A 24,493-nucleotide genomic window follows, 5' to 3' on the forward strand; every position below is an offset into this window, starting at 1 on the left:
AGTAGTTTAACTACCAATATCAATGAATCCTGCAGCTGAGGACAAACCCTATGTTCAGATTTAACAACCTGTTGAAGGTCGTGGGAGTGGCAGCGCTAGCTACCGGGCTGAGTTCGACCGCCCTGGCTCAACGCATCAGCGACTTCTCGCTCATCGACCACTTCGGCAAATTCCACCAGGTCAGCCGCTACGCAGACCATGACGCGATAGTGCTGTTTGTCTATGACCCTGTGAGTGAAGTGGTTGAAGACGCTCTGCGCGATTTCAACCAGGTCATGGATCGATTCGAAGAAGAGCAGATTGCCTTCTTTATGATTGAGTCCACCGGCATCGCTGATAAAGCCCTGGTTGCAAAAACTGCCGCCGAAAAAGAAATCCAGATCCCGATTCTGATCGACGACACCCAGACGGTTTCTGAGTTACTGAACGTCAGCCGTGCGGCACAGGTTATCGTTATCGACCCGGCTGCCCGCGAAGTAGTCTACAACGGCTCCCTCAACGATCGCTTCACTGAGGGCAGCAACCGGCGTCGGGCCCGTGATCATTACCTGCGGGAAGTGCTGGAGAACGTGGTGGACGGCAGTGAAATCAGCCTCACAGGCCAACCCAGCAGCGGTGAGGCCATTGTCTACACCGCCCGTGCACAGAGCGCCACAGCAGGAATAGACTACGCCAGCGACATTGTTCCTATCGTCGAAAACCGTTGTGTCTCCTGCCACCAGGATGGGGGCATTGCACCCTTTGCCATGAACAGCCACCAGATGCTGCAAGGGTGGTCGCCGATGATCCGTGAAGTTCTTTTGACCAAGCGCATGCCGCCGGCGCAGATCGATCCGGATTTTGTTCATCTTTACCAGGATCAGAGCCACATCACCATCGACGAAACCCGGACACTTCTGCATTGGATCGATGCAGGATCTCCAAACACCAGCGGCACCGACCCGCTGGCAGCCATCGAGCACCATGCCCCCGAGTGGGAGCTTGCCGAGCGTTGGGGCGAACCTGACATGATTGTCAAGATTCCTCCCCAGGAAATCCCGGCCACCGGCGTGATCGACTACCGCAACATCCCCATTCCTCTTAACAACGAACAAGAGCTTTGGGTCAAAGGTGTGGAGTTCAAGCCAGGCGACCGACAGGTGCTGCACCACATCATCGCCTTCACATTTGGTGGCGACGGTGTTAATCAATTTGAAATCCTCAACCAGGGTATCGGCATGGGCGCCTACGCACCCGGCAATGCACCCAATACGTTCCCGGAAAACACCGGTTACCCCCTTCGCCCCGGCGGTGGACTGCTGCTGCAGATGCATTACACCACTTCCGGCAAGGAAACCGTGGATGCGTCTGAAATAGCTATCTTCCTCCACGACGAAAAGCCCACCAAGACAGTGTTCGGCGGTTCAGCAGCCGATCTGAATATCGCTATTCCACCTCATGCCAATCGCCATGAGATGACTGCTTCGAAGGTGTTCCCAGAGGATATCTACCTCAGCATGCTCGGGCCACACATGCATTACCGTGGCTACGATGCGGACTTTAAACTGATCTACCCGGACGGGTCTGAAGAGCGGCTTCTCAATGTGCCCAATTATCAGTTTAACTGGCAGACGACTTACGACTTCAAGGAGCCAATGTTCGTCCCCGCCGGCAGTGAGCTGGTATTCAACGCGACTTTTGACAACTCGGAAATGAATCCTTATAACCCGGATCCTTCCGTGGAAATCAACTTTGGAGAGCAGACCTGGCAGGAAATGTTCTTCGGCTTCTATCAGTATTACGAAGCAGATAAGTAGCAGCTCCCGGGGAATCCTGGAAAACAAAAAAACCCGGGCCTCACGCCCGGGTTTTTTGTGCCCCGGAATTCGTGTCCGGTTCAGGTAAAGGCAGAATCAGGGGGGTGTCAGTACCAGGCGGAAGCCGATGGTGGCGTTACGCACACCCGGGTCTACACCGCCTCGCACTGCAGCACGGATATTGGCCGGGCCGTCAGCGTAGGAACCGCCCCGCATTACCCAAAGCGCGTCTTCGCCCAAATTACCGAGGTCAACTTCACCCCTGTAAGGATAGGGCTGAAACGGACTGCGGGTTAACTCCCAGACATTGCCGCTCATGTCAGACAGGCCGTAACTGCAGTCCGGGCAGTCGTAGCTTCCCACCGGGCGGGTTGTTTGCGCGCCAAAGTTGGCCCGCCCCTCCAGCAGCCGGTTACCCCAGGGATAGATCCCGCCTTCGCTGCCACGGGCGGATTTTTCCCATTGCGCTTCGGTCGGCAGGGTTATCTGCCACCCCTCGGCCAGCAGATCGCGTATCGCCTCGGGAGTCCGTGCACTTTCCAGGAGACGCGCCTGCAGCCAGCGGCCATAGGCCAGCGCATCGGTCCAGGTAATGTTGGCTACGGGATGGTCCGGCTCGACGGACAGCGCCGCCTGGACAAACGGCCGGCCGGTATCCTGCACGAAAGCACTGTACTGGCCTACGGTGACTTCGTATCGAGTGATATAAAACCGCGGCAGCTCCACGGTCCCCTGACGCGAACCCTGGGACCAGCGCTCATTTTCATAAGCCTGTCGATCCACTGCGGGATTCGACCCCATCAGGAACTCGCCGGCGGCAATTTCCACAAAGCCAAGCATCGGTTCATCAGGTAATTGCCAGAGATCGGGGCGAAATCCTTCAATCACAGCGCCGGCAGCTGCGACTTCTGCAGGTTCTGATGGCAGCAATGCCTCACGCCCCTGGACATACATCCAGATGGCTACAAAAGCCACCAGTACCGACAGAATAACAAACCCGATTGTGCCACTGCGCTGTTCCACCTGAGTGCTGCCGCTACCTTCACCCCTGGCGGGCCCGGAGCCGGCATTCCCGCGCTCTGCACTCATGGTTCTGTGCTCATCGCGTCGCGACCAGCGGGTTACAGGCGAAGGTCCAGCCGTGCTGGCAGGCGCGGTCATAGAGTACCGGTCCGGGCATTTCCATCAGGTTCAAGCCTCCCTGGCGCAACATCAGGCGCAGATCCAGTTCGCGAGGATCCTGATGAGCAACGGTTTCCGGATTCAACAGGTTGACGCAGGCAGCCTGGAATTTCAGCTCGCAGGCCCGCGCCAGGTAACCAAGGGCCAGTTCCTGATCCGGCTGTACAATACGCCCCTCGAGATAGTGGATTCCCAGTTCATTGCAGGCCCAGGCGGAATTATCGCCACAATAGGTGGATTCCAGCTGCAGCAGGCGATCGCAGCTGTTTCCCCGGCCGTCCGCGCAAGCCTGTTGCCAGAACGGCACGCTGTCACCGGTATGCCGGCCATCAGTTTTCCCCAGCAGACTCATGCAACCGAACAATAGAATCCAGATCGCCATGTGGGCGAGATTCGGGCGCAACCCGGCCCACCTTTCATTCCACACGTTAACGATCCGCTCGGAATTTATGGAACGCACGTAGCGATCGATGGCGATGACACTGAGATTGAGCAGTGGCACACATAGCAGCTTGTCGTAGAAGGTGGGCACACCGATGGCGCCCAACAAGGAATACAGCCCGAACACGCCCAGCCCATACAAGGCACCGAACAGAGTCTTGCCCAGCGGTGTCCGCGGCGACGTGGAAGGGTCGGTGATCAATAGATGCAAGCCCAGGAACACCGCCGCCGGGATTTCGGAATCGATGAAATAGGGAACTCCCGCCACGGCGGAATACAGGGCACTGAGCCCGAACAAAACCAGCGCCGCCGTCCCTGCGACCAGGGTTATTGAAAAGAAATACATCACCACCAGCCCGATTAAAAACAGGAAGGTGTATATATTGGGAGCCAGGGTGAGAGTCGAGGCAATCTCCCGCCCCCAGGTGAGATCCGTTGTACCCGTACTGATCAGCACCAGTGAAAACAGCCCGAGCGCGAATGCAGAGGGATTGAAAATGTGGACGCTTCTCCCCTCACGCTGCCAGCGGACAAATTCCTTACCCATGAAGCCCGCGCCAATCATCAGAAACTGCATGTAAAACCAGTCGTCGCGGAACCACAGGAACAGATTGATACTGAGAATTATAGGAATCGGTCCAAATCCCAGCGTGTACTGTTCGCGACGACTCCAGGCGAGCAATATATCGAAACTGTAGGCAAACAGAAGCTGTCCCACCAGCAACCAGAAATGGGAGTACACGGGTTGCCAATAGTAGCCCCAGTAAAGATACAGGCTGCTCTGAACCAGGGCCTGAATGTAGTGTTGGGACCGCAGCACTACCGTGAATGACCGGCTGGACTCATGCTGTTTCAACTGCACAAACAACAGTCCAAGCCAGACGACGATAAACACTGCCGCTGCCCAGAATGACCAGATCAACGTCGGGTTCTGCTGAATCCTGGGATTGAGCGACACCGTAAACAGGGCAGCAGCCAGCAACAACGGTAACAGCAGAGCCTGGAGAGAAGTCTGGGCCTGCTGAAGCGCGGCTGTTTGCCCTGCTGCGGCCAGCTGCATGCCGTTGCCTGACCTGTTCTTACGGTTTGATCTGCCTGTTGCCATGAGGACTACCTTCTACTACGTGGTTACTGCGAGGCGATTAGACCCGGAAGCATAAACCACCTTGGGCCCTATTTCAATTTGGCAGACCAGGCATAACCTGCTGGCCAAGAAGGAAATTTTACCTGTAATCCGGCATCGGTCAGGGAAGCTGGAAGCACTTCGGCTCGCTGGCAGGTCAGTCAGAGGATTTCCGGCCCCAGTGTACTTTTAGCGAGGGAGTTCAGCGCGTACAATTGGCCGCTTCATGCCTGCCGAGCCATATTCGACAGGAAAAAAAAAACCGGCCTGTCGGGCCTGCGGCATTCTTTGCTGCCAGGGAAAGACCGACGGCCCAATTGAAATAATCCGATTCGCTTATGCTCAAGGTCAGAACCCTGGCAGTGCTGGTACTGCTTTTCGTCTGGACAGCCAACAGTGCTGTCGCCCAGCAAACTGACATCGGTCAGTCACAACCCTCCGGCGGCTTGCTACTCCAGGACGGCAGAAGCATACCGATCAAGCTACTGTCTGTTGACCATGACGAGGCTGACATTGACATCGACGGTGCAATCGATGAACCGGTATGGCAGCGCATTGAAGTCATTAACGACATGCGGGTTATTATTCCCGACACGCTGGATGAAGTGCCCTACGATACGGAAACACGCATCTTTTACACCCGTCGCGGGCTCTATCTTTCCTTCGATATGGAGCAGCCCGCGGAAACGCTGGTCCAGCGAATCAGCACCCGGGACAATCTTCCGCTCAATCGAGACCGCATAGGCGTGACTCTTGACACCTCCGGCGAAGGGTTGTTCGGCTATTGGATGATGCTGGCCCTTGGCGACAACCAGCTTGACGGGACCATACTGCCGGAGCGCCAGTACAGCAACGAATGGGACGGTGCCTGGTACGGTGCCACCCAGGTGACCGAGCACGGCTGGTCGGCGGAATTTTTTATTCCCTGGGGACAGATGGCCATGCCCCAGGAAGATGAAGCCCGACGTATTGGCGTGTACACGGAGAGGCAGGTGGCTCACCTCGACCAGTCCTGGGCCTGGCCACCGATTGCCAGATCCGAAGCCATTTTCATGAGCAATCTCCCCCTGCTCGAACTGGACGGCATCAACCCCCGCCAGCAATGGAGTATTTTCCCCTACATTGCCTCCACCCTCGACCAGGTGGATAACTCGAACAACACCGAGGCGGGGTTTGACGTTTTCTGGCGGCCATCGAGCAATTTCCAGATGACTGCCACGGTAAATCCGGATTTCGGCTCGATAGAGTCTGACAATGTGGTGGTCAACCTGACTGCGGTCGAAGTTTTCTTTCCTGACAGACGGCTGTTTTTCCAGGAAGGCCAGGAGATCTTCAATACCACGCCACGCTCCACAGGTCGAAACGGCAAGCGCCTTGCCATCGTCAATACACGACGTATTGGCGCCCGGCCCCGCCCTCCGGCGTTACCACCCGGGCAGCGCCTGCCAACCCGTGAGCGTATCAGGCCGGCCGATCTGATAGGCGCAGTTAAAATGACCGGCCAGGCTGGCGCCCTTCGTTACGGGGTTCTGGCTGCATCGGAAGACGACAGCGAATTCCGGGTCAATAACCAGCGCTATTCCCAGGTCGGTCGTGACTTTACGGCCTTCCGCCTGATTTACGAAGACAGTCAGAACGCCGCCTACCGAGGCCTGGGTTACATTGGCTCGCTGGTAACCCACCCGGAATCCGATGCGGAAGTTCACGCAGTGGATTTTCACTACCTCACTACGGACGGTCGCTTCCGCGTCGACGGCCAGGCAATCAATTCCGACTCCGACGATCATGGCAGTGGTCAGGGGATCTTTGCCGACTTCGTCTATACGCCAAGACAGGGATTACAGCACACACTGCAAATGAATTACCTGGATGACACACTGGAAGTAAACGATTTTGGATTCCAGGAGCGCAACGACAGCCGGGAGGTGTGGTATCGCTTTCAATGGATCAAATCCAACCTGGGCTGGGCCAGAAATTTCAGCTTTAATCCGTTCATTCGTTACGAGGAAAACGGCAACGGTGATCGTACCAACAACGCCCTCCCCGTCATGAACATGAATATTACGCTCAACAACCTGGACCGGGTCAGCCTCAGCCTGATGCATTTCCCCAAACGCTATGACGATCTAAACAGCTTTGGCAATGGCACTTATGCCGTTTCGGAACGAACCAATTACAGCCTGGGTTATTCGACCAACTCCGCGCTGCCGCTCAGCTATAATGTGAGCTTTGGCTCTTCCGGAGAGTTCGCCGGCGGAACAAACCTGCAGTACAACGCCGGTGTCACCTGGCAGCCTCTTGACACCGTCAATATGTCAGGCGAAGTCATCTACAACGACCGGAATGGCTGGCTGATTCACCAGGAAGATCAGAACTTCACCGCTTTTAAGGCGGATCAACTGCGTATCAACGTCAACTTCGACTACTTTTTAAGCGCCAAGCAACAGTTCCGGATGGTCATGCAATGGGCAGGTATCGAAGCGACAGAAGATGAGTTTTATTACCTGCCGAGTGACGCCCCGACCAAGAATCGGGATCTGAACAAAGTCACCAAGCCCGCCGGGCCTACGGACAGCTTCAGCCTGTCTCAATTGAATTTTCAGCTGCGCTATCGCTGGCAGATCGCACCCTTGTCCGACCTTTTCGTCGTCTACACCAAGGGTGACAGCCGTCGGATACTGTTCGACGAATTCGACGATCTGTTCCAGAATTCCTGGGACGATCCGTTAGGAGACCAGTTGGTGGTCAAGCTGCGTTACCGCTTTGGCACCTGATTAGTCGAACTTATTGATCAGAGGCGCCTTAAAATAACGCGCTATATATTGGCGATTCTGACCGATTCGCCCGCTTTTCTATTCCTGCCAGCAGGCGATTTCCGTGCTTGTACACGCCTGGTACGAAAATTGTATTATCTTTGGCAACTGAATGCCGTTCAGCAGTTACTTATTTTTCTGTAAAGCTGGAGAGTTAAAATGCAGGATAAATCACAATCTGTGGACCGGGACACGCAGGCTGACTCCGGGGCAACAGGTGAAAAGCCTGCCGCTTCCGAACACGGACCTGAGACCGGGATAAAAGCCCCGGCGCATATCTGGCCACAGTTCCGCAGGCTGTTGGTCTTTCAGGTAAAACTGTATATTGATGCCCTCAGGGATCTGTTGCTGAGCCCCCTGTCGGTGGTGGTTTTCTGTATCGACGTTGTACAAGGCAACCATGGAGAAAAAGCCCTGTTCGCCTCACTGTTGAAGTTTGGCCGTAAAACCGAACAGGCCATTAATCTGTTTGATCAGCACGACGCCGACGCCGAAAATTCTCGTGGTATCGACAGGGTTATCTTGCAGTTTGAAGAGGCCGTGCGAAAAGAATACACGAATGGAAGTGTCTCTGCCAACGCCCGGGACTCCATCGAAAAATCCCTGCAAGGTCTGCGGGCAAAAATAAAGGGAGCCAGGGAGCCTGAATAGCTCCATCCATACCCGCCCCCAATGAAAAAGCGGCGATGATCACTCATCGCCGCTTTTTGTACTGGCTGGCGCCTGGTCTGCCAGGCTGCGCAATCGGACCGTTCTAGAACGACCACCTCGCTCTCGCGTACCAGCGTCGACCGCGGGCATCGAATACCGATGCATCGTATGTATTACGTCGGAACAGCGGAATATCCTCGTCAGTCAGGTCGATCACACCCAGAGAGAACTGAGTCTCTCCCAGCGCCAGATTGGACCAGCGCATGGTGTAGCTGTACTGCAAATCCCAGGTGTCGTAGCTTGCGACCTTTGGCTTGGCGAAAGCGGCATCAAGCGGATTACGGGTCGGGTTGGCGAGGTAATCATCGTGGCTGAGTACCTGATAAGAACCGATATGACGATTAAAAACAGAAAGACGGTGATCATCACGACTCCAGCTGAAACTGATGGTTCCTCTGTTGTCTGGCACTTCCCGCACAATATTCTGTTCGCCGTCTACACCCGCGGCGTCGAACTTGCCAGTCTCCTGCAGGCCAAGCTCCAGACCAGGCACGTCTTTGACCAGATATTCGTCAACGTGGGTGTACTCAATACCGACGCGGAACCGACCCCAATCGTTGTCCCAGCTGTAGCCAGCACTGACGTCGATACCCTGGACTTCGATATTACCCGCATTGACCGCCGGCAACACGATGGTTGTCAGTCCCGCATTCTCATCATTCACTGTGCGCTGGATGCCCGGTACCACGTAGGCAGCCGGATTCACCACACAGTTGCGGCGATCGTCATAGGTGGACGGATCGTTTGGATTACACGCGATGGGCTGACCATCCGGCCCCCGGCCATCCAGCGGGATGCTGTCGTTCAGGATAAAGTTATTGGGATCCTGTACCGCCGCGTTGAATGCGGCGATTTCAGGATTCAGCGCCGCCCGCGGAATCAACGGCAGCACACGGTCTTCCACCTCGAAACGCCAGATATCGGCACCGAGACGCAGGCCGTCAAAGGCTCCGTCAGGAGTCCATTGAAAGCCGATATTGTAGGTATTGGCGTTTTCGTTACCCAGATCCGGGTTCGGTGCCCCGGAGGTAAAGGAGCTATTGGCGATCCCGTTGTCATTGGTAGCAGGCAGCAGACCGGCACGCACGTCCTGATTCCGGAGAGGATCCAGCACGGTCGTGGAGAAAGCCTCAAATGCCTGGTTTACAACCCCGATATTGGGTGCCCGGAACGACTGGGAAAAAGAACCGCGCAGCAGCAGTTCTTCGATCGGCCGCCAGCTTAAGGCAACCTTCGGCGAAATATCGCTGCCAATATTACCGCCATAGTCCTCCCAGCGCAGGGCAACCTGGGATTCCACATTGGCCGCGAACGGCAGGGAGAACTCTACAAATGCCGCATTGATACTTCGGCTGTCATCGAAGTTGAAGATACAGCTGGCGCACTCCAGATTATTGGTAATTCCCTCTTCGAACTGATTGGGTGTCGCGAACAGATCGCCGCCCGGAAAGGGTGCATCTCCGTATCCTGTAATAACTGTCAGGCCTGGTTGATTGATTGCCGGTGCCCTGCCTGAGGCATCACGTTCCCGGCGCTGCACGCCGGCTGCGAACTGGGCGGTACCGCCGGTCATTTCGAACAGCTCACCGGAAACTATCGCGTCGAAGACCATCAACTGGTTACGCTTGTCGGCGCGCTTGATGCGGGTGGACATCCAGTCCAACAGCTCCTGGGAATTGGCCAGGTTGGGGTCGGTCAGCGCAGTCAGAAACGGATTGAAGAACTCACAGCCGCCCTGGCCATGATTAGTACTGGTCAACGCCAGGGAGTAGGACTCCCGTGTATTGAGGATATAGCCCGGAAACACAACATCGAACAGCCCTGCAAGGGGCGCGAAGCTGGAGACACCCAGGAAATTGGCATCGGTTGTACCATTCGGCGTACAGTTGGGGCCGCCAAGGCCATTGATGGCCAGTTCCGTCCGGTCTCTTTGCAGTGTCGCCACATTCTGTTCGATACTGGAATCACTCCAGGACAGACTGACATCGTAATTGAACCGGCGATCGTCAAGGGCGGTGAATTCGCCGCGCAGCCCAGTTTGCACGCCCGACGAAGTATTTTCAGTGGTCAGGTCGTCATCAGTACGAGGCCAGCCGGTCAGCACGCCACTGCCATACCAGCCGAAACCCGGGCCCCCGTTTGCCGCCAGAATTGGTGCATTAGTGGGTAATGGCGCCACACCATTGCCGAAGAAGCTGGAAAGCGCGCCGAGTGTAGTAGGATCAAGAAACAGATGGGTAGAGCGGGAAGAAGCGGTGCCGTCCCACTCTCGAATCGTTTCCGTATCGGAATATTGGAAGAACGAGTAGAACTCCAGTGAATCACTGAAGGTGTGCTCAAAGCTGGCAGCGGCACTGGTGCGTTCCTGACCGATAGCGATGAACTGATTGTCCATATTATCCTCGACACAGGTTCCGCTGCGTCTGCCAATGCCGCTGTAACGGTTATCGACAAAGAAGTCACCCTGATTACCGGCGAGCTCGTCACACAGCGGATCTACATAGACGACGCCCCGCAGCCCACTGAAAGCCTCGCCCAATGCTGCGCGCTCGGCCTTATTCTGGGCAGTAAGATCATTATCGATGTACCGGGATCCAGCTGCGGTAAAAGGATTACCCAACACACCGCTGACGCTGAATGACCCTACCCGGCCGGTATTGATGGTCCGGTCCTCATCGAAATACTGGGAATCCTCCAGGGCGACTGGGTCGCGATTGAAATATTCGCCAGACAGAACAAGACGCGTGTCACCATCGTTAAAACTGGTTCCCCAGATACCACTGATGGTTTCCTCATAAGTACTGCCGGCTTCCTGGATTCCCTGGGTATCGGCATAGAGCTCCAGGCCTTCGAAGTCGGTGCGCATGATGATGTTAACCACACCGGCTACCGCGTCGGATCCGTAAAGGGCGGAGCCACCGTCAGTCAGCACTTCAACCCGGTCTGTCATGACCAGCGGGATACTATTAAGATCAACAAACTCCTGGCCAGAGCTGCTCACAACGGCAGCCGGGGTAAAGCGCTTGCCGTTTATGAGGGTCAACGTCGAGTTACCTCCGAGATTCCTCAGATTGACCGAGGCCGTACCGGATAGCTGGCCGGCATCGTTGGTGCCCGCCACACTGGTATCGGACCCCTGGTTGACTTCGAGATTTCGAATCACGTCCCATATCTGGGATGCGCCCTGGGCCTCGATACTGGCCCGGTCGATGACATCCACCGGCGACGGCGCATCTTCCGGCGTGCCCCTGAGATAGGATCCTGTGACTACAACTTCTTCAACTTCATCCTGCTGTGCTACAGCGGACAACGTCAGGGAAGTCCCTGCAATCATGACTGCTAACGTAAGTGCATTACGCTTGCCGGGAAAGGTATTGCGCATAATATCCCCCTAGATATCTTGTGGGTATGAACCTAGAACACTGAGCCAGTTTGGACCTGTCTGAGTTTATTGCAAGGGAATGGAGGCTTCAGGGTTATAAATTCTTGTTGATTTTAACTCTCTCTTTAAATTTCCTATTTTCTTCAATTTTTGCTTTTTTCTGGTCACTTTATAGCGGCTCTTTTTGTAATTCTTTTTAATTCTTTTTAATTCTTTCTAATTTTTCCACATTCAATTCCAGTCTTTTCAGCCAGCTAAAGCTATATTGGGCGACATTCATCAGGCTATAAACCACCTTGCCATATCCCCCTATATTTATCGCCACTATTCCCACTATCACTCTGTGGTTTAGCAGGGCGCGGATGACTGAAGCGCATTGCCCAGTCTGTTTGGCCTCTATTTGCAGAAACAGAGACACCGGTCATGCTGGTACCAGCCACTCAGCCGCAGAGGCAGCTGGGGGAGCTGGGGGAGCTGGGGGAGCTGGGGGAGTATAGGCGAAGCCCAAAGATTGCTGCAATATTTTGTTCCCAAACCCTTTTCCCCTATCGTCCGGCACTTAAGCAGGCTTTAAACAGGCTTTTCCCGCTCTGCGGTTGTCTGGTCAATGAAAGCCTGTCAGCGGACTTTCACTGAAACCGTGATTTAAGTACTATTCGCGGATCGCTACTGATAGTTAAAATCACCCCTACTCCCTGATGTACACCGAAATTACATGGCAGACCACCCCCCCAAGACTGATCGCGAGCTGATCAGAGTCAATGCCAACGACATTCGCCTTGGCATGTACATGGCCTATGCTGATCGCCCCTGGCTGGAGACGCCCTTCCTGTTCCAGGGCTTTCTGCTGGACAACGACAGACTGTTGGAAAAAGTAAAAAAAGAATGTGCCTTCATTTACATCGATAAAGGCAAGAGCCTCCATGTCCAGAGCCCCCGGGCACTCGTGAATGCACCAGCCACTCCCCCCCGTAAAAAGTCCCAGATCTCACCAGTGGACAAGCAACGTCTCAAGTCGGCGAAACCGGACCGCTATCAATCCGCCAGGCCGGTTGAAGACGTATTCGACACTGCATTCAAAAAGCACCAGGACAACCTGGGAGTTATCAAGGATGTATTAAAGGATGTGCGTCGCGGTGGGGGGATTAACGTCACTAATGTGCGCCGTTCGGTCAAAGCCTGCGTAACCAGCATCATCGAAAACCCGAACGCCATGCTGTGGTTAAGCCGCTTGCGTAACCGCGACGAGTATACCGCCGAGCACTGTCTCAACGTTGGGATTCTTGCTATTGCCATGGGACGCCATCTGGGACTGGATGAGAGTTCACTGGAAAAACTGGGGCTGTGCGGCATGCTGCATGACGTCGGCAAAATGCAGGTCGACCCCGCAGTATTGAACAAGCCGGGCCGGCTCACCGAGGAAGAATTTGCCGTCATCAAAACCCACTGCCAGATTGGCAAGGCAATCCTTGAAGAAGACAAGGGACTGCCGAAAGAGGCCATCGATGCAGCGTGGGGGCATCATGAGCGTATTGACGGAGGCGGTTATCCCCGGGGCGCTAAAGCGAGCAGTCTTGGCTTGTACACGCGGATTATTTCTATCGTGGACACCTATGACGCCATAACGACCAATCGCTGTTATGATAATTCCAGGCCGGCGACCGAAGCCATTAAAATTCTGTTCTCGTGCCGGGATTCCCAATTTGACGGCTGGCTGGTAGAAGAATTTATCGCCTGCCTGGGCATTTACCCGACCGGCTCGTTGGTCGAATTGCGCAGCGGTGAAGGAGCAGTTGTAATCGACAGTAACAAGACCAGCCGCCTGCACCCGAAAGTAACTATCGTGCTGGATGAGAACAAACGCAGCCGTCAGCCCCTGATTGTGGATACCCGTGAATACCAGGAACACCCCGGTGGGCGGACCATCAAATCGGTCCTGGATGAAAACGAATACAAGATCGACCTTGAGTACATCTTTTCACACTTTCGTCACTGACAGCGCCGGTTATTAAACCGCCAATAATAATATTCCGGGACCACTTGCCGGAATCCGACCCTCAGCCCGGTTAATTGTTAAGGAGAGTTGCACAGCAGAACCATGACTACAGAAACTCCCTCGGAAAAAACTGCCTTTACCAATGCCTATGGCGGATTCTGGACGGATCTGCAGAACAGTCTCGACCTGCTAGCCGGTAAACTGGAACTGGGCTGGATCAGCGAGGATGAAGCCAGGCTGCTGCGCGACTGGATCCATAATGGCTACGTAGTCATTCCAAACGCCATACCCGACAACCTGATTGATGCGGTAAACAGTGACATCGAGCGGGTTCTCAATGCCAGCCCGTCAGTTTGTCGCACGTCGTTCTGGCGCGATGGGAAAAAGTTCTGGGAGCCCGCTGTGAAGGAACACATGCTTGAAGAAGAGGCCAAACTACTGGATCTTCACATGGTCTCGGAGGCGGCCCGTCGGGCGATCTTCTCAGAGCGCGTCCACCGTTTCTTAACGTTGGTTTTCGAACGGCTGCCAGTCGCCTTCCAATCCTTGAGTTTCGAGTATGGCTCTCAGCAGCCAACCCATTGTGATATCGCCTTCGTACACGTCAGCTCACCCCGCGAGTTCATCGCCTCCTGGATAGCACTGGAAGACATAGAGCCTGGATCGGGAGAACTGCAGTACTATCCGGGCAGCCACAGGCTCGGGGATGTGGTTTTTGAAAATGACAGCGTCTGGGCTGCAGGCGATCTGAGCAAATACAGCGACGGGCTCGATAAGGCCGCCGCGTCAGCAGGCCTGGAGTTGCAGCGCTTTACGCCCTCAAAAGGCGACGTGCTGCTCTGGAGTTCGGGTCTGTATCACGGCGGGTCGCCCCGGACCAACCATCAGCTCAGCAGAAAAAGCCTGGTCACACACTATTTACCCCGCGGAAGACAGCCTCAACCGCCGATCGATCCGACACGAATATTTCCCACCAACTATAAGGGGTTTGTCTGCTCTGAAGGCACTCCATTGATGGTGATACAGGAAAATCCCGACTGAGAATCCTCAGGTTATTTACCGCAATCTGCTGCGGCAATTAATCAAATGTCCCAGCAATCCCCGGGCTGATTAGAGTTCCCTGAAGCGGTCTACAAAACGGCGCAGTATGAGTTGCGCCTCCGGCGTTTTTTCATTAGCAACCATAGCGATCAACGCATCAGCCCTGGCGGGAGGAAAATAACCGTGATGCCGGTAGGCATTGATTCGCACGGTGAACCCGGCGGCGTCGCCTTCAGGGTGGAACTGGGTGGCATAGATATTGGACTTGAACCGGAACATCTGTACCGGACAGCTTGCATTACCCGCCAGCAGTGTACAGCCAGGGGGTACGGTGTCACAGGCTTCCTTGTGCCCCACCAGAACCCTTATTGTGCGAGGCAGTCCCTTCAGCAGCGGATCCTTTATGCCGTCATCGGTCAGATGAATGTCGGTTCCACCCACAGCTTCTCCGTAATGGGTCGAAATGGAGGCGCCACAGTAATTGCCCAGCAGTCCATTACCCGAACAGCAGCCCAGGAAGGGAAAGTCCCTGGCGGCAATCTGATCAAACAACAGGCCAAAGCCGGCTTCTATGGATTTCTGGGTTGTGCTTTTGCTCCCCGCCGGGGTGCTCACATCAAAAGGGCTGCCGCCGACAATAATTGCTGAATAATGGCACAGATCAATGCCACCGAACCCCTGCTGTTCTACCCGTCGTCGCACCACTTCTTTCTCATCCAGCCCTCCATAACGCTTTATGGCTGCCAGCTCGTCGTCTGCGGTGACATCCTCAGGGCGCAGTTGCAAGATAAGAAACGGTTTAGCCATGGCACTTCTGTCAATGTCAGAGGTGATCAGATTGGTTATCAAACGGTTGCCGCATGCTAACAGGAAACTCACCTCCCGGCAGCCGCGACTTTAGGAACCTTTGATTAATAAGGGAATCGCTCTGGCTTTCTGGCGAGGTCACTGACGAGGCGCCTTGCCGTCGGCCTGTCAAGGCGAGGCAACGAAGGCAGTGAGTTTGCCTGCAAACCCCTTCGGGTGGAGTTGGGTCTGATGCTAGGGCTCGTGAACCTGTCCTGGCACTTCTGTCCGGGCAGACAGGGTGGCTCAGGCGACGTCAGAAAAGTGCTGTCTACTGCTGGATTCGCCTTGGGAACTTCCCGATTGCGCCTCCACAAACCGATCATAATTCTGGTCGTCTTTAACGGCGGCGAGTTCGGCCATAAAGCGCACCGAGGCATGCATCTCCTCCAGGGTTGCCTGAAACCGGGTTCCGTCTTCCACCCCCTGCGCACGGGCTACCGCCGCGCCGTTCAGTTTACGGATCAGGTCGATCATCCGGTCACCTTCCTCTCGAAGGCGAGAGTACTGACGCTCATTCGAGAAGGCTTTGCGGGCCGCACCCCAGACACCAGCCTCCATGACCAGCAGTCCCAGAATCACCAGCATAACCTGTGCCTGCAGACCCGCTGCGTCGACAAGCACAACACTCGCCAGAATGGTCACTATTCCGACCCCGAACAGAGTCACGTCAATGACTTGATGAATCTTTCTTTTCATAGGACTTCTTCACAGCTTTCATGTGCTAAATGAAACTTTACGAACTAATCCTAGAGCTGTGCATTAAACCTGTATAGCCCGCAGCCTCGGGAATGCTACCTGGGTCACAGAAGTTCCCGGTTACGAGGAAATCAATCCGGCAAACGGTAGGCCACCAACGCCCCGGGGAAATCCGTCCGGGAACTGCCTACCTGTACCACTATGTACTGCTTGCCGTTATGCAGGTAGGTCATCATCCCATATTGCCCGGGGGCCGGCAGCGGTACGCTGGCGAGAACCTCACCGGTAAACTTATCCCGTGCATTAAGAGTCAGCGGTGCGTCAGGTTCCATTTGCGCCATACCTTCGCTCAGCGCCCTGGTCTGAACCAGGATGTCCCCCATGGGCATCTGAATTGACCATCCCTCACCTCCGCTATTGGGCACGTCAACACCCTGCAGCAGAGGATGGTTTCTAATCTCTTCAGGAGCCTCTCCCACCGGCAGCGACCACGCTTTCTCACCCGTGTTCATCTGGTAAGCGGTAAGCTGGTTGTTCATTCTTTTATAAAGCGTCAAGCCGTCAATTCTTGGCAGACCACCGCCACCGCCCGGCAGCCACGCCACCACCGTCTTCCCGGTGGTTGGCGTACTGTTGGGTGTCGCCCCGCCAGTACCGGGCTCGGGGTAATTGGGATTGTCACGGTCCACGCCATTGGTCGGACGCATGAACCCCGGGGCCGAGCAGGTTCGTCTATGGGAGTTAAACATCAGCCCGGTGTCCGGGTCCGCAACCGGCGGGTGGGGAATGACGTTTCCACCCCCCAGACAGCCTACGTTATTGAGAAACGGGTTGTCGTGATTCTCGGGCAGCGCAGGCACATAAAGGCCGCCGACCCGGAACTGGCTGAGTATTTCCAGCGCCTGGTTCTTCAAGGCCGGTGTGTAGTCGATAACAAATTCCTCAGTAATCCCGTTCAGTACAATCGGGTCTACCGGCTCCGGCCAGGTCGGATAAGGCTGGGTCGGTGACGTGTAATTACCGGGCACTTCAGTCTGGATGACAGGTCGTTCCTCGATAGGCCAGATGGGCTCGCCGGTCTCCCGGTTAAAGGCGAATACCAGTCCCTGCTTGGTGTTCTGAATAAGAGCCGGTATCTCCTGGCCATCGACAGTCAGGTTCATGAGAATGGGGGCCGTTGGCAGATCATAGTTCCATTGATCACTGTGATGGATCTGAAAATGCCAGCGCCTTTCCCCGGTCGCCACATCCAGCGCCAGCACACTGCCTCCGAACAGATTGTCGCCGGGACGATGCCCCGCATAGGACTGCACGGTCGAGGCGTTGGTTACCAGGTAGACGAGGCCAAGCTCCGGGTCGGCCGAAGCCGGCGCCCAGGTTGACATGTCCCCGGACCAGCGCCAGGCGTCATTAAGCCAGGTTTCGTGCCCCACTTCACCGGGCCGGGGGATCACATGAAATTTCCAGAGAAATTCCCCCGTTGCCGCGTCGAAACCCATGATGTCACCGGGCACATTCTCGATCCGGGTCTGACCATAACCGGGCTGGTGCCCCACCAGTACCACCAGCACCCCGTTAACGACTATCGGCGGCGCAGAAGCAGTAACCATGCCTAGTTCCCGGGGGATACCATAATCCGGGTCGTAGCTGCCTCCGGCTACCAGATAGTCCTGCCAGGGCCCCCAGTCTTCAACCAGGCGCGGAATCAGATCGATTGCTCCCGTCTCAGGAAATCCACCAACCGGGAATTCGGCGCCCCAGTTTGCTAACGGACGGCCGGTTTTGGCATCCAGCGCCCAGAGAAAGAATCCCGGCGTGGTGACATAAACCACTCCTCGGCCGTTGATTTCCGCGTAGGTCACACCCTTACCATAGGCTTGCCGGGGGGACCGCTGATGCCGGATGGTTTCCGGCTCACGGAATGTCCACAGTGTCTCGCCGGTGGCAGGGTCCATGGCGACAACCTGACGCCGGGGCGTGGCCACCGTGTAGAGGATGCCATCCACATAAATCGGCGTGGAGCGGAAAAAATAATCCAGGTTGGGGCCGAAGTTGTCACTGCGCCAGATCCAGGCAACTTCCAGCTCATCAAAATTGTCACGATTAATCTGCGCCAGGGGCGACGAACGGGTGTTCCCGGAATCACCCCCCAGATAGCGCCATTCACCGTTTTCAGTTCCTGGCAGGCGCTGGGCCGAGGCGGACGAAGTGATCAAACAGAACAACAGCCCCCCAAGCCAGGTCAGCAGGTTTCGCTCTGCGCGGATAAAACGTGAGGTCATCATGATTGCCTTCTCCTGATGAAGATTATTATTTTCAGTTATTTTCAGGCGCTCCCCGCAGTGCCCGGGAATCGGCTGGCTTTCCGTGGAGAGTAAAAGCTATTGCCCTCCATGTACAGACAATGGGGACAATAAACTCTGCTCAAAAAAAAGCCAGTGCCCTGGGGCACTGGCTTTTTCTGTCTCTGTCCGGTCGGCGGCAACAGTCTCTGCAGACCGGCTTCCGGTCTGGCTAGCGCAGGTTCTCAGCGATTCCCTGCAACGTTTCAGCCAGCGCCAGCATCCGCTGCTGAGTAATGCCGCTTCTGCCGCCCGCCTGTACCTCAAAGGAGTCAGCCAGAGAGACCAGCTCCCTGGCCGTCGCCTGGTCTGCCTGCTCGGTATCAAGCAGCTGCGCCGCCCGGTCCAGCGCGGCACCAAGCGCCGCAGCCCTTGGCGCGTCAATATCCTGACCACGTCGCAGCTGATCCAGATAGGCCCTGGCCACCACCGGTACCGCAGGCCACTCCACGCGCTCCTGGGTCTGAGCATTCACAACCAGGTCAGCTCCCCGCAGGGAGGCGGCAGCAATTTCATCGGCAGTCAAAAAGTCACTTGGCTCCAGCGCAAACACATCCAGCCCTCGCGCTATTTCAGTGCCATAAACATACCCACCGTACCAGTATGCCGACCAGTACCCGGCGGTAATCAGCTCTTCCTCATCCACCGGGCCGCGATCGAAGAAAGCGATCTCCACCGGGTTCGAGGAGTCCGTGAAATCCACTACCGAAATGCCGCCCTGATACCAGGCCTGGACGAAAATATCGCGACCGGGAACCGGCACCAGTGAACCGTTGTGAGCCACGCAATTTTCCGTATCCGTTTGCGGGGCCGGCATCTTGTAGTGACTGCGGAACTGCAGCTGACCATCCACAATGTCATAAAATGCGTCGGCACCCCAGGTCTGAGGATCCTGGGCACGGCATCGGGGCCGTCCGCCGCCACCCCACTCATCCGTGAAGATGACCTTGCTGCCGTCGTTATTAAAGGTGGCCGAATGCCAGTAGGCAAAGCCTGGATCAATCACTTCGTCAAGCCGCGCCGGGTTGGCAGGGTCAGAGATATCCAGCAGGATGCCGTTACCTGAACAGGCGCCTGCGGCCAGACCGATGTCTGGAAATGTGGTGATGTCGTGACACTGATTGGTTTCGCTGGTGCGCTGGGTGTCCGGCCCATGGTCACCGCCTCGCCAGAGGCCGGCCAGAACGCCGGATTCCGGATCTGAAAAAATGAACGGACGATTGACGATCCGGGCATTTTCCGGACTGTCTACCGGAATCTCGATCACCTCGATCCGGAACAACGCCGATTCGGGGTTCTCGAATGGCGAATCGTCGGAACAACCGGCCAGCTCCTCGTCATCCCTGACCCGACTGGTACCGGAGACATAGACATAGATATTGCCCTCGTCATTGCCGTTCGACACCACGGTATGGGTATGAGAACCACGGCAGGTCTGCACAGCCGCCACCTGCTGAGGCATGCGCATGTCGCTGACATCAAATATCCGGATACCCCTGATTCGCTCATCGCTGACCGGTGGTGCCACTCCCTGAAGCCCACAGTCCAGGCGGCCGCGCACCTCCTGCACTGACATGATCAACAAGTCACCAACCAGCGACACATCACCCTGGCCGCCTGGACAAACGACCGAACTCATCAGTTCCGGGCTGGCTGGGTTACTGATGTCATAGATGTTAAAACCATGGTAGTTACCGGCCACCAGGGCATCTCCACTGAACAACAGGTCCGTATTGGAGAAACTGAGCAGCGAGGGTCGGGGGTCGGCATTTTCATCTTCTTCCTCCTCTTCATCCTGGGGAGTCTCAGCCTGCCCGGTAACCGCCACATCGGTAACGGTCTCTTCAACGACACCGCTTTGCTCAGTCGTCTGCTCCTGGCTTTCAGGCTCCAGGGTCTCCAGCTCGGCCAGTCGGCTCACCGGCAGGCCGGCAGGATTGGCCGGATCGAAAAAACCGGGTGGCTTTGGCAGAGTCGAAAGCAGTCGCATATTCAGCGCCGCTTCGCCGGCATCCCGGAATCCTGCGGCCAGCCCTACCCGCGGGTCTGGCGAAAAACTGGCCAGCAGGGCATCCATGCGCTCGATCTCACTGGTCTGATCCGAAGTCACGTCGGAAGTGAAGGCATACAGCACCGGGTCCTGGGCGGAACCGAATTGATCCAGCAGATTTTCCACCATCTGCAATGCACCATTGTGATGCTTGATCATGTACTGCAGGTACAGCCGGTCAAATTGCGGCCCCTCTGCCTGTTCCAGCTCGGCGAACTCCTCCTCGCTGAGCATGCCCGGCATCAGATCAAACCCGTCGGCATGGTGAGCATGGGCCTCCGGCACCTCCAGTCCCCGCTCTTCCAGCCAACCCTGCATCATGGAAATTTCATCTTCCTGGGACAGGTTGATCCGGTCAGCCAGAAGCTCAATTTCTTCGCGACTGGACCGGGATCCGGCCAGGGCAGACATCTCCATAGCCTGAGCATGGTGGGAAATCATGCCCTGCAGAAAACGGATATCCGCCTCTGTGTATTCGATAGAGGCGAGGTTGGAGGCTTCCTCGGGGGAAATAATCTGACTGCCCTGCCCGGGCGCTCCAGGCTGAATGATGGGGACTTGGGCGGACGCTGCCGGGGACAGGACGAGTGTCAATGTCAAAGGAAGCGTCAGACTCAGTAACTGACGTACGCGATACATAGATTTTCTCCGAAATACTGGGAAGTTCAGGATCATGCGAACCTGAATTGTAACCTGTCTGTTCGCCAGGTATAGCCCCACAGAGAAGCTTTTGGCGTTAAATTGCGAGAATCAGCTGCTGTATTTTATACCGACCATTATAGGTGCACGCATGGCGCATGTTGGTGCATGATTCGCCCGCACTGTCAGTGCCGGCGCCACAGAGGCCGTCATACCCGGTCGACCCGGGGCTATAACCCAGCGCCACCCCGAATAGTGTGTCAGGCTCGCGGCCCGGACTGTGACGGCACTATGATGGCAGCCGCGGTATTGACCTGGCAGACACAGATCCTATCTATGCAATTTCCCCCACCTGCACTCTATACAGCAGGGTGGTGGAAGGAACCTCTGTTCAAGACATTGTGGAACGAATGGCAGCAGCTTCGAGCAGCCTCAGCCGACCATTTCAGTTGTTGATAAAGCGGTGTTTTCATCAACCCTGCAGGTGATCAACTCGGCGGGTAATCGCTCAAAATAGATATTTCGAACTTCAACACCGGGATGAACAAAGTCAAGTTCTTCCGCCGCCATTTCTTCAAGCCTGAATTCGTTGTCAGCTTTCTGTTTGAAAGATTCTGCACAGACATACACCGGCACACCGTGATAACTGGCGGACAATGCCATCGAGACTGTACCCACCTTGTTGATTACCGAGCCGTCTGCCAACACCGTGTCGGCCCCCAGGATCACCTTGTCGACCCGGGGTACAAACAGGTCGACCTCAGCATCCGTGATAAAAGTGACGGAGATACCCAGATCAGCCACGAGCTCGGCCAGTACTGTGCCCTCATTGCCAGGACGGGATTCGGTAACTATTACCCGGTTCTGGCAACCGGTTTCAGCCAGCCGCTGAAAAAGCTGGCGCACCGTCGAACTGAGACTGTGGGTCATGATGACATCATCTGGCGCAATCCGCTCCAGCATGGATGTTACTATGGCCTTCTGCTGGCCGTGGACCTGGCGAATTGCCTGCTCACAGATGCCGCTCACCAGACTACCGAAATGCTGCTGCTCGTTTTCCGGTACTTCTGCGATGCGATCATAGAGCTGCTGCAGAATGTTTTGCAGCGCAGCCATGCTGGGGCGGCTGCTCTGCAGCTCTGATATCAGTGCCAACAAAACAGCGCGCAGCCTGGTGGGAGATTCGTTACTTTGTTCCGTGCTCAGCGCGGCGATTTTTTCCAGCGCCAGCAACGCCAGCTCCGTGGAACCGTGGCTCCTGTCGCGGGAAACGAAATCTAGCATTTCTTGAGGACTCATTGCTGTTTTTATTTTTATCGCAATTCAAGCCAGTCTGGCGGGAAGTAAAACCACCCGAAGAATTTTGGATACTAAAGATTATACGGCGACAGCACAAGAGGGGCCTGGGGCTTACCCTGCTTTGACAGCCAGCTCAGTGCCGACGATCTCTCGTACGCCGGCCACCCTGGCGGCGCTCGGCAATCCTGCGCTCCCCCTCGCGACGATCGATGAAGCCGGGGTCGGCCTCCAGTAATTCCTCCAGACTGGCTTCACTCTTCCTGCGCTGTGACTTGCGGCGCTCCGCGACACGGCACTCGCCAATGCGTCGCTCTCGAATGTCCTGGCTACGATCAGCCATTTTTCTACCTCTCACTCTCTACCACGACTCTGCAGTATGCACGGGGTTGTCCTTGGCATTGAACTCCACTGGCTGTCAGCACCCGGGCCCGTCAGCGTATGTCATTCAGGCAACTGCACTGTATCAACTTAAAGAACCTCTGATTAATCAGGGATTCCTCGAACACCATTATCGGCAAATCCGCGATAAATTCCTGTGAAATGGTTCCAGCTTTGGAAAAAGAAGCGTTTTTTCAACACCTTCCGCTGCAAATCTAAAAAACCGCTTTGGTTTCTCGAAGTCAGTCCTTGCTGCCACAAGGCCTCGTGGCGCGCTGCGCTTTACCTGGTCGCACTTTCGGGTATATCCTGCTAGGGAACGGGGACTGTCTGCAATAACAACAAACCTGAGGAGGCTCTCAATGGCCCGAATCACCGGAATCAACCGTCGCACTTTCATGAAGAACGCTGGCTTAACTGCCCTGGCGGGTGCAACCGCAACCGCGGGCACACTGTCACCAAATACGACGCAGGCGGCTACGCCCTCTTCCAATACCCGCCTCAATAATGGCAAGTATGACCTCGATACACCCTACGACCGGCGGGGCTCAAACTGCGCCCGCTGGGATTCCCCGGTAAGAACCTACGGCGACAAATTCAAGTACGGAATGGGAATCGCCTCTCTGGACTTTCAGGCGCCTCCCTGTATCGCCGAAGCGCTGGCCGAGCGGCTGCAGCACGAGAGTTGGGGCTATATCAGCAGCACCGATTCACTGCGCGATGCGATCGTTCAATGGAATGGCACCCGCCACGGTATGGACCTGGATCCGAATTCCATAGTTATCTCTCATGGCGTCTATCCGGGCGTTATCGCCGGGCTGCGTACATTCGTTCCTGCCGGAACAAAGACCTTAATGCTGTCACCGATATATAACGGCTTTTACTCAATGTGTCAGCACACCCGGGCAGACACTGTCGACAGCCCCATGGTCTATAGCAACGGCCGGTGGGAGATCGACTGGGAAGACCTGGAGTCGAAGATGACGCCAGACGTCAATGCCATGATCGTCTGCAACCCACAGAACCCGACCGGCAACGTCTGGACGCAAGAGGAACTGCTGCGCATCGGGCGCCTGTGCCTGGATCATCAGATCGTCGTGCTGTCCGATGAAATACACTCTGACTTTGTTCGGGCTGGGCATAAATATGTGCCCTTCGCGAGCCTGCCCGACGCCGAAGTGGTAAACAACAGCGTCTCCTTTAATGCCGTCAGCAAGACCTTTAACCTGGCGGGCATGAAAAACGCCTATTTTTACAGCCGCAACCCTACCCTGCTTGGCAGGGTGCGCCAGAATCACCGTGCCGATCTCAATATACTCGGCGTGATAGCAAACGAAGCGGCTTACCGTGAAGGTGGCGAATGGTTTGATCAGGTCATGCCTTACATTGATGCCAATCACACCTGGGTGGAGCATTTCGTGAAACGCAATATGCCCATGGTGGAATACAAACGGGCCGAGGGCACGTTCCTTACCTTCCTTGACTTCAGCCGCGCAATGTCTGCCATCAACGCCAGTGACATGGCGAAAGAAATGGGCCTTCGATCTCCAGAGCACTATTTTCAGGACTGGCTGGTGGAAAGATCCGGCGTACTGCTGAATCCGGGAACCACCTATGGCGAGGGCGGCGCTGGTCACATGCGAATCAACGTAGCCTCGGCACGGGTCGTTGTAGAAGATGCCTTCCAGGCTATGGCCGAGGCTTTACGGAGCGTCTAGATGCCGAGCTTCGCAGTTTGTAAGCGAAGTCTCTGAC

Annotated in this window: 15 protein-coding genes; 6 read left to right on the top strand and 9 right to left on the bottom strand. The window is 55.7% G+C overall.

Annotated elements, in window-relative coordinates; genetic code table 11:
* Positions 1-50: 50 nt before the first annotated feature.
* Positions 51-1,796 carry a redoxin domain-containing protein gene (locus R3F50_21020; GenBank protein ID MEZ5492770.1) on the top strand — a complete coding sequence of 582 codons (1,746 nt, stop codon included), beginning with the start codon at positions 51-53 and terminating at the stop codon, positions 1,794-1,796.
* A gap of 96 nt (positions 1,797-1,892) precedes the next feature.
* Here the strand turns inward: R3F50_21020 and R3F50_21025 are convergent, their stop codons facing one another.
* Together R3F50_21025 and R3F50_21030 are read right to left on the bottom strand one after the other, a co-directional pair.
* Positions 1,893-2,885: an SUMF1/EgtB/PvdO family nonheme iron enzyme gene (locus R3F50_21025; protein MEZ5492771.1), complete on the bottom strand. Its 993-nt coding sequence runs from the start codon at positions 2,883-2,885 to the stop codon at positions 1,893-1,895.
* Positions 2,886-2,895: 10 nt separating this feature from the next.
* Entirely contained in the window at positions 2,896-4,524 is a 1,629-nt protein-coding gene (locus tag R3F50_21030) for a hypothetical protein (GenBank protein ID MEZ5492772.1), read from the bottom strand.
* 356 nt (positions 4,525-4,880) lie between these two features.
* Between R3F50_21030 and R3F50_21035 the strand changes: the two genes are divergently transcribed.
* A complete protein-coding gene (locus R3F50_21035; GenBank protein MEZ5492773.1) occupies positions 4,881-7,316 on the top strand; it encodes a DUF5916 domain-containing protein in 2,436 nt (811 codons plus the stop codon).
* A gap of 198 nt (positions 7,317-7,514) precedes the next feature.
* A complete protein-coding gene (locus tag R3F50_21040; protein MEZ5492774.1) occupies positions 7,515-8,006 on the top strand; it encodes a hypothetical protein in 492 nt (163 codons plus the stop codon).
* 103 nt (positions 8,007-8,109) lie between these two features.
* Here R3F50_21040 and R3F50_21045 read toward each other — a convergent pair whose 3' ends face one another.
* Complete coding sequence (locus tag R3F50_21045; GenBank protein MEZ5492775.1) at positions 8,110-11,448, bottom strand: TonB-dependent receptor; 3,339 nt, start codon at positions 11,446-11,448, stop codon at positions 8,110-8,112.
* A 715-nt stretch (positions 11,449-12,163) separates the two neighbouring features.
* On the opposite strand from R3F50_21045, the gene R3F50_21050 reads away from it, so the two are divergent.
* On the top strand, positions 12,164-13,444 hold the full coding sequence (locus R3F50_21050; protein ID MEZ5492776.1) for an HD-GYP domain-containing protein: 1,281 nt from the start codon (positions 12,164-12,166) through the stop codon (positions 13,442-13,444).
* A 102-nt stretch (positions 13,445-13,546) separates the two neighbouring features.
* Positions 13,547-14,485: a phytanoyl-CoA dioxygenase family protein gene (locus R3F50_21055; protein ID MEZ5492777.1), complete on the top strand. Its 939-nt coding sequence runs from the start codon at positions 13,547-13,549 to the stop codon at positions 14,483-14,485.
* 69 nt (positions 14,486-14,554) lie between these two features.
* On the opposite strand, the gene R3F50_21060 is transcribed toward R3F50_21055, so the two are convergent.
* The 6 genes from R3F50_21060 to R3F50_21085 form a co-directional block, all read right to left on the bottom strand.
* Positions 14,555-15,292 (bottom strand): glutamine amidotransferase, encoded by a 738-nt coding sequence (locus tag R3F50_21060; protein MEZ5492778.1) that lies wholly within the window; start codon positions 15,290-15,292, stop codon positions 14,555-14,557.
* Positions 15,293-15,577: 285 nt separating this feature from the next.
* Positions 15,578-16,030, bottom strand: coding sequence for a hypothetical protein (locus tag R3F50_21065; GenBank protein MEZ5492779.1), 453 nt, complete (start codon positions 16,028-16,030; stop codon positions 15,578-15,580).
* 131 nt (positions 16,031-16,161) lie between these two features.
* Positions 16,162-18,315: a PQQ-binding-like beta-propeller repeat protein gene (locus R3F50_21070; GenBank protein MEZ5492780.1), complete on the bottom strand. Its 2,154-nt coding sequence runs from the start codon at positions 18,313-18,315 to the stop codon at positions 16,162-16,164.
* A 229-nt stretch (positions 18,316-18,544) separates the two neighbouring features.
* Positions 18,545-21,061 carry a DUF305 domain-containing protein gene (locus tag R3F50_21075; protein ID MEZ5492781.1) on the bottom strand — a complete coding sequence of 839 codons (2,517 nt, stop codon included), beginning with the start codon at positions 21,059-21,061 and terminating at the stop codon, positions 18,545-18,547.
* 432 nt (positions 21,062-21,493) lie between these two features.
* Complete coding sequence (locus R3F50_21080; protein ID MEZ5492782.1) at positions 21,494-22,345, bottom strand: hypothetical protein; 852 nt, start codon at positions 22,343-22,345, stop codon at positions 21,494-21,496.
* 148 nt (positions 22,346-22,493) lie between these two features.
* Entirely contained in the window at positions 22,494-22,700 is a 207-nt protein-coding gene (locus R3F50_21085; protein MEZ5492783.1) for a hypothetical protein, read from the bottom strand.
* A 400-nt stretch (positions 22,701-23,100) separates the two neighbouring features.
* Here R3F50_21085 and R3F50_21090 point away from each other — a divergent pair, with 400 nt between their 5' ends.
* Complete coding sequence (locus tag R3F50_21090) at positions 23,101-24,456, top strand: aminotransferase class I/II-fold pyridoxal phosphate-dependent enzyme (GenBank protein ID MEZ5492784.1); 1,356 nt, start codon at positions 23,101-23,103, stop codon at positions 24,454-24,456.
* Positions 24,457-24,493: the final 37 nt, after the last annotated feature.

It is taken from the genome of Gammaproteobacteria bacterium, assembly GCA_041395725.1.
Taxonomy (GTDB): domain Bacteria; phylum Pseudomonadota; class Gammaproteobacteria; order Pseudomonadales; family Pseudohongiellaceae; genus NORP240.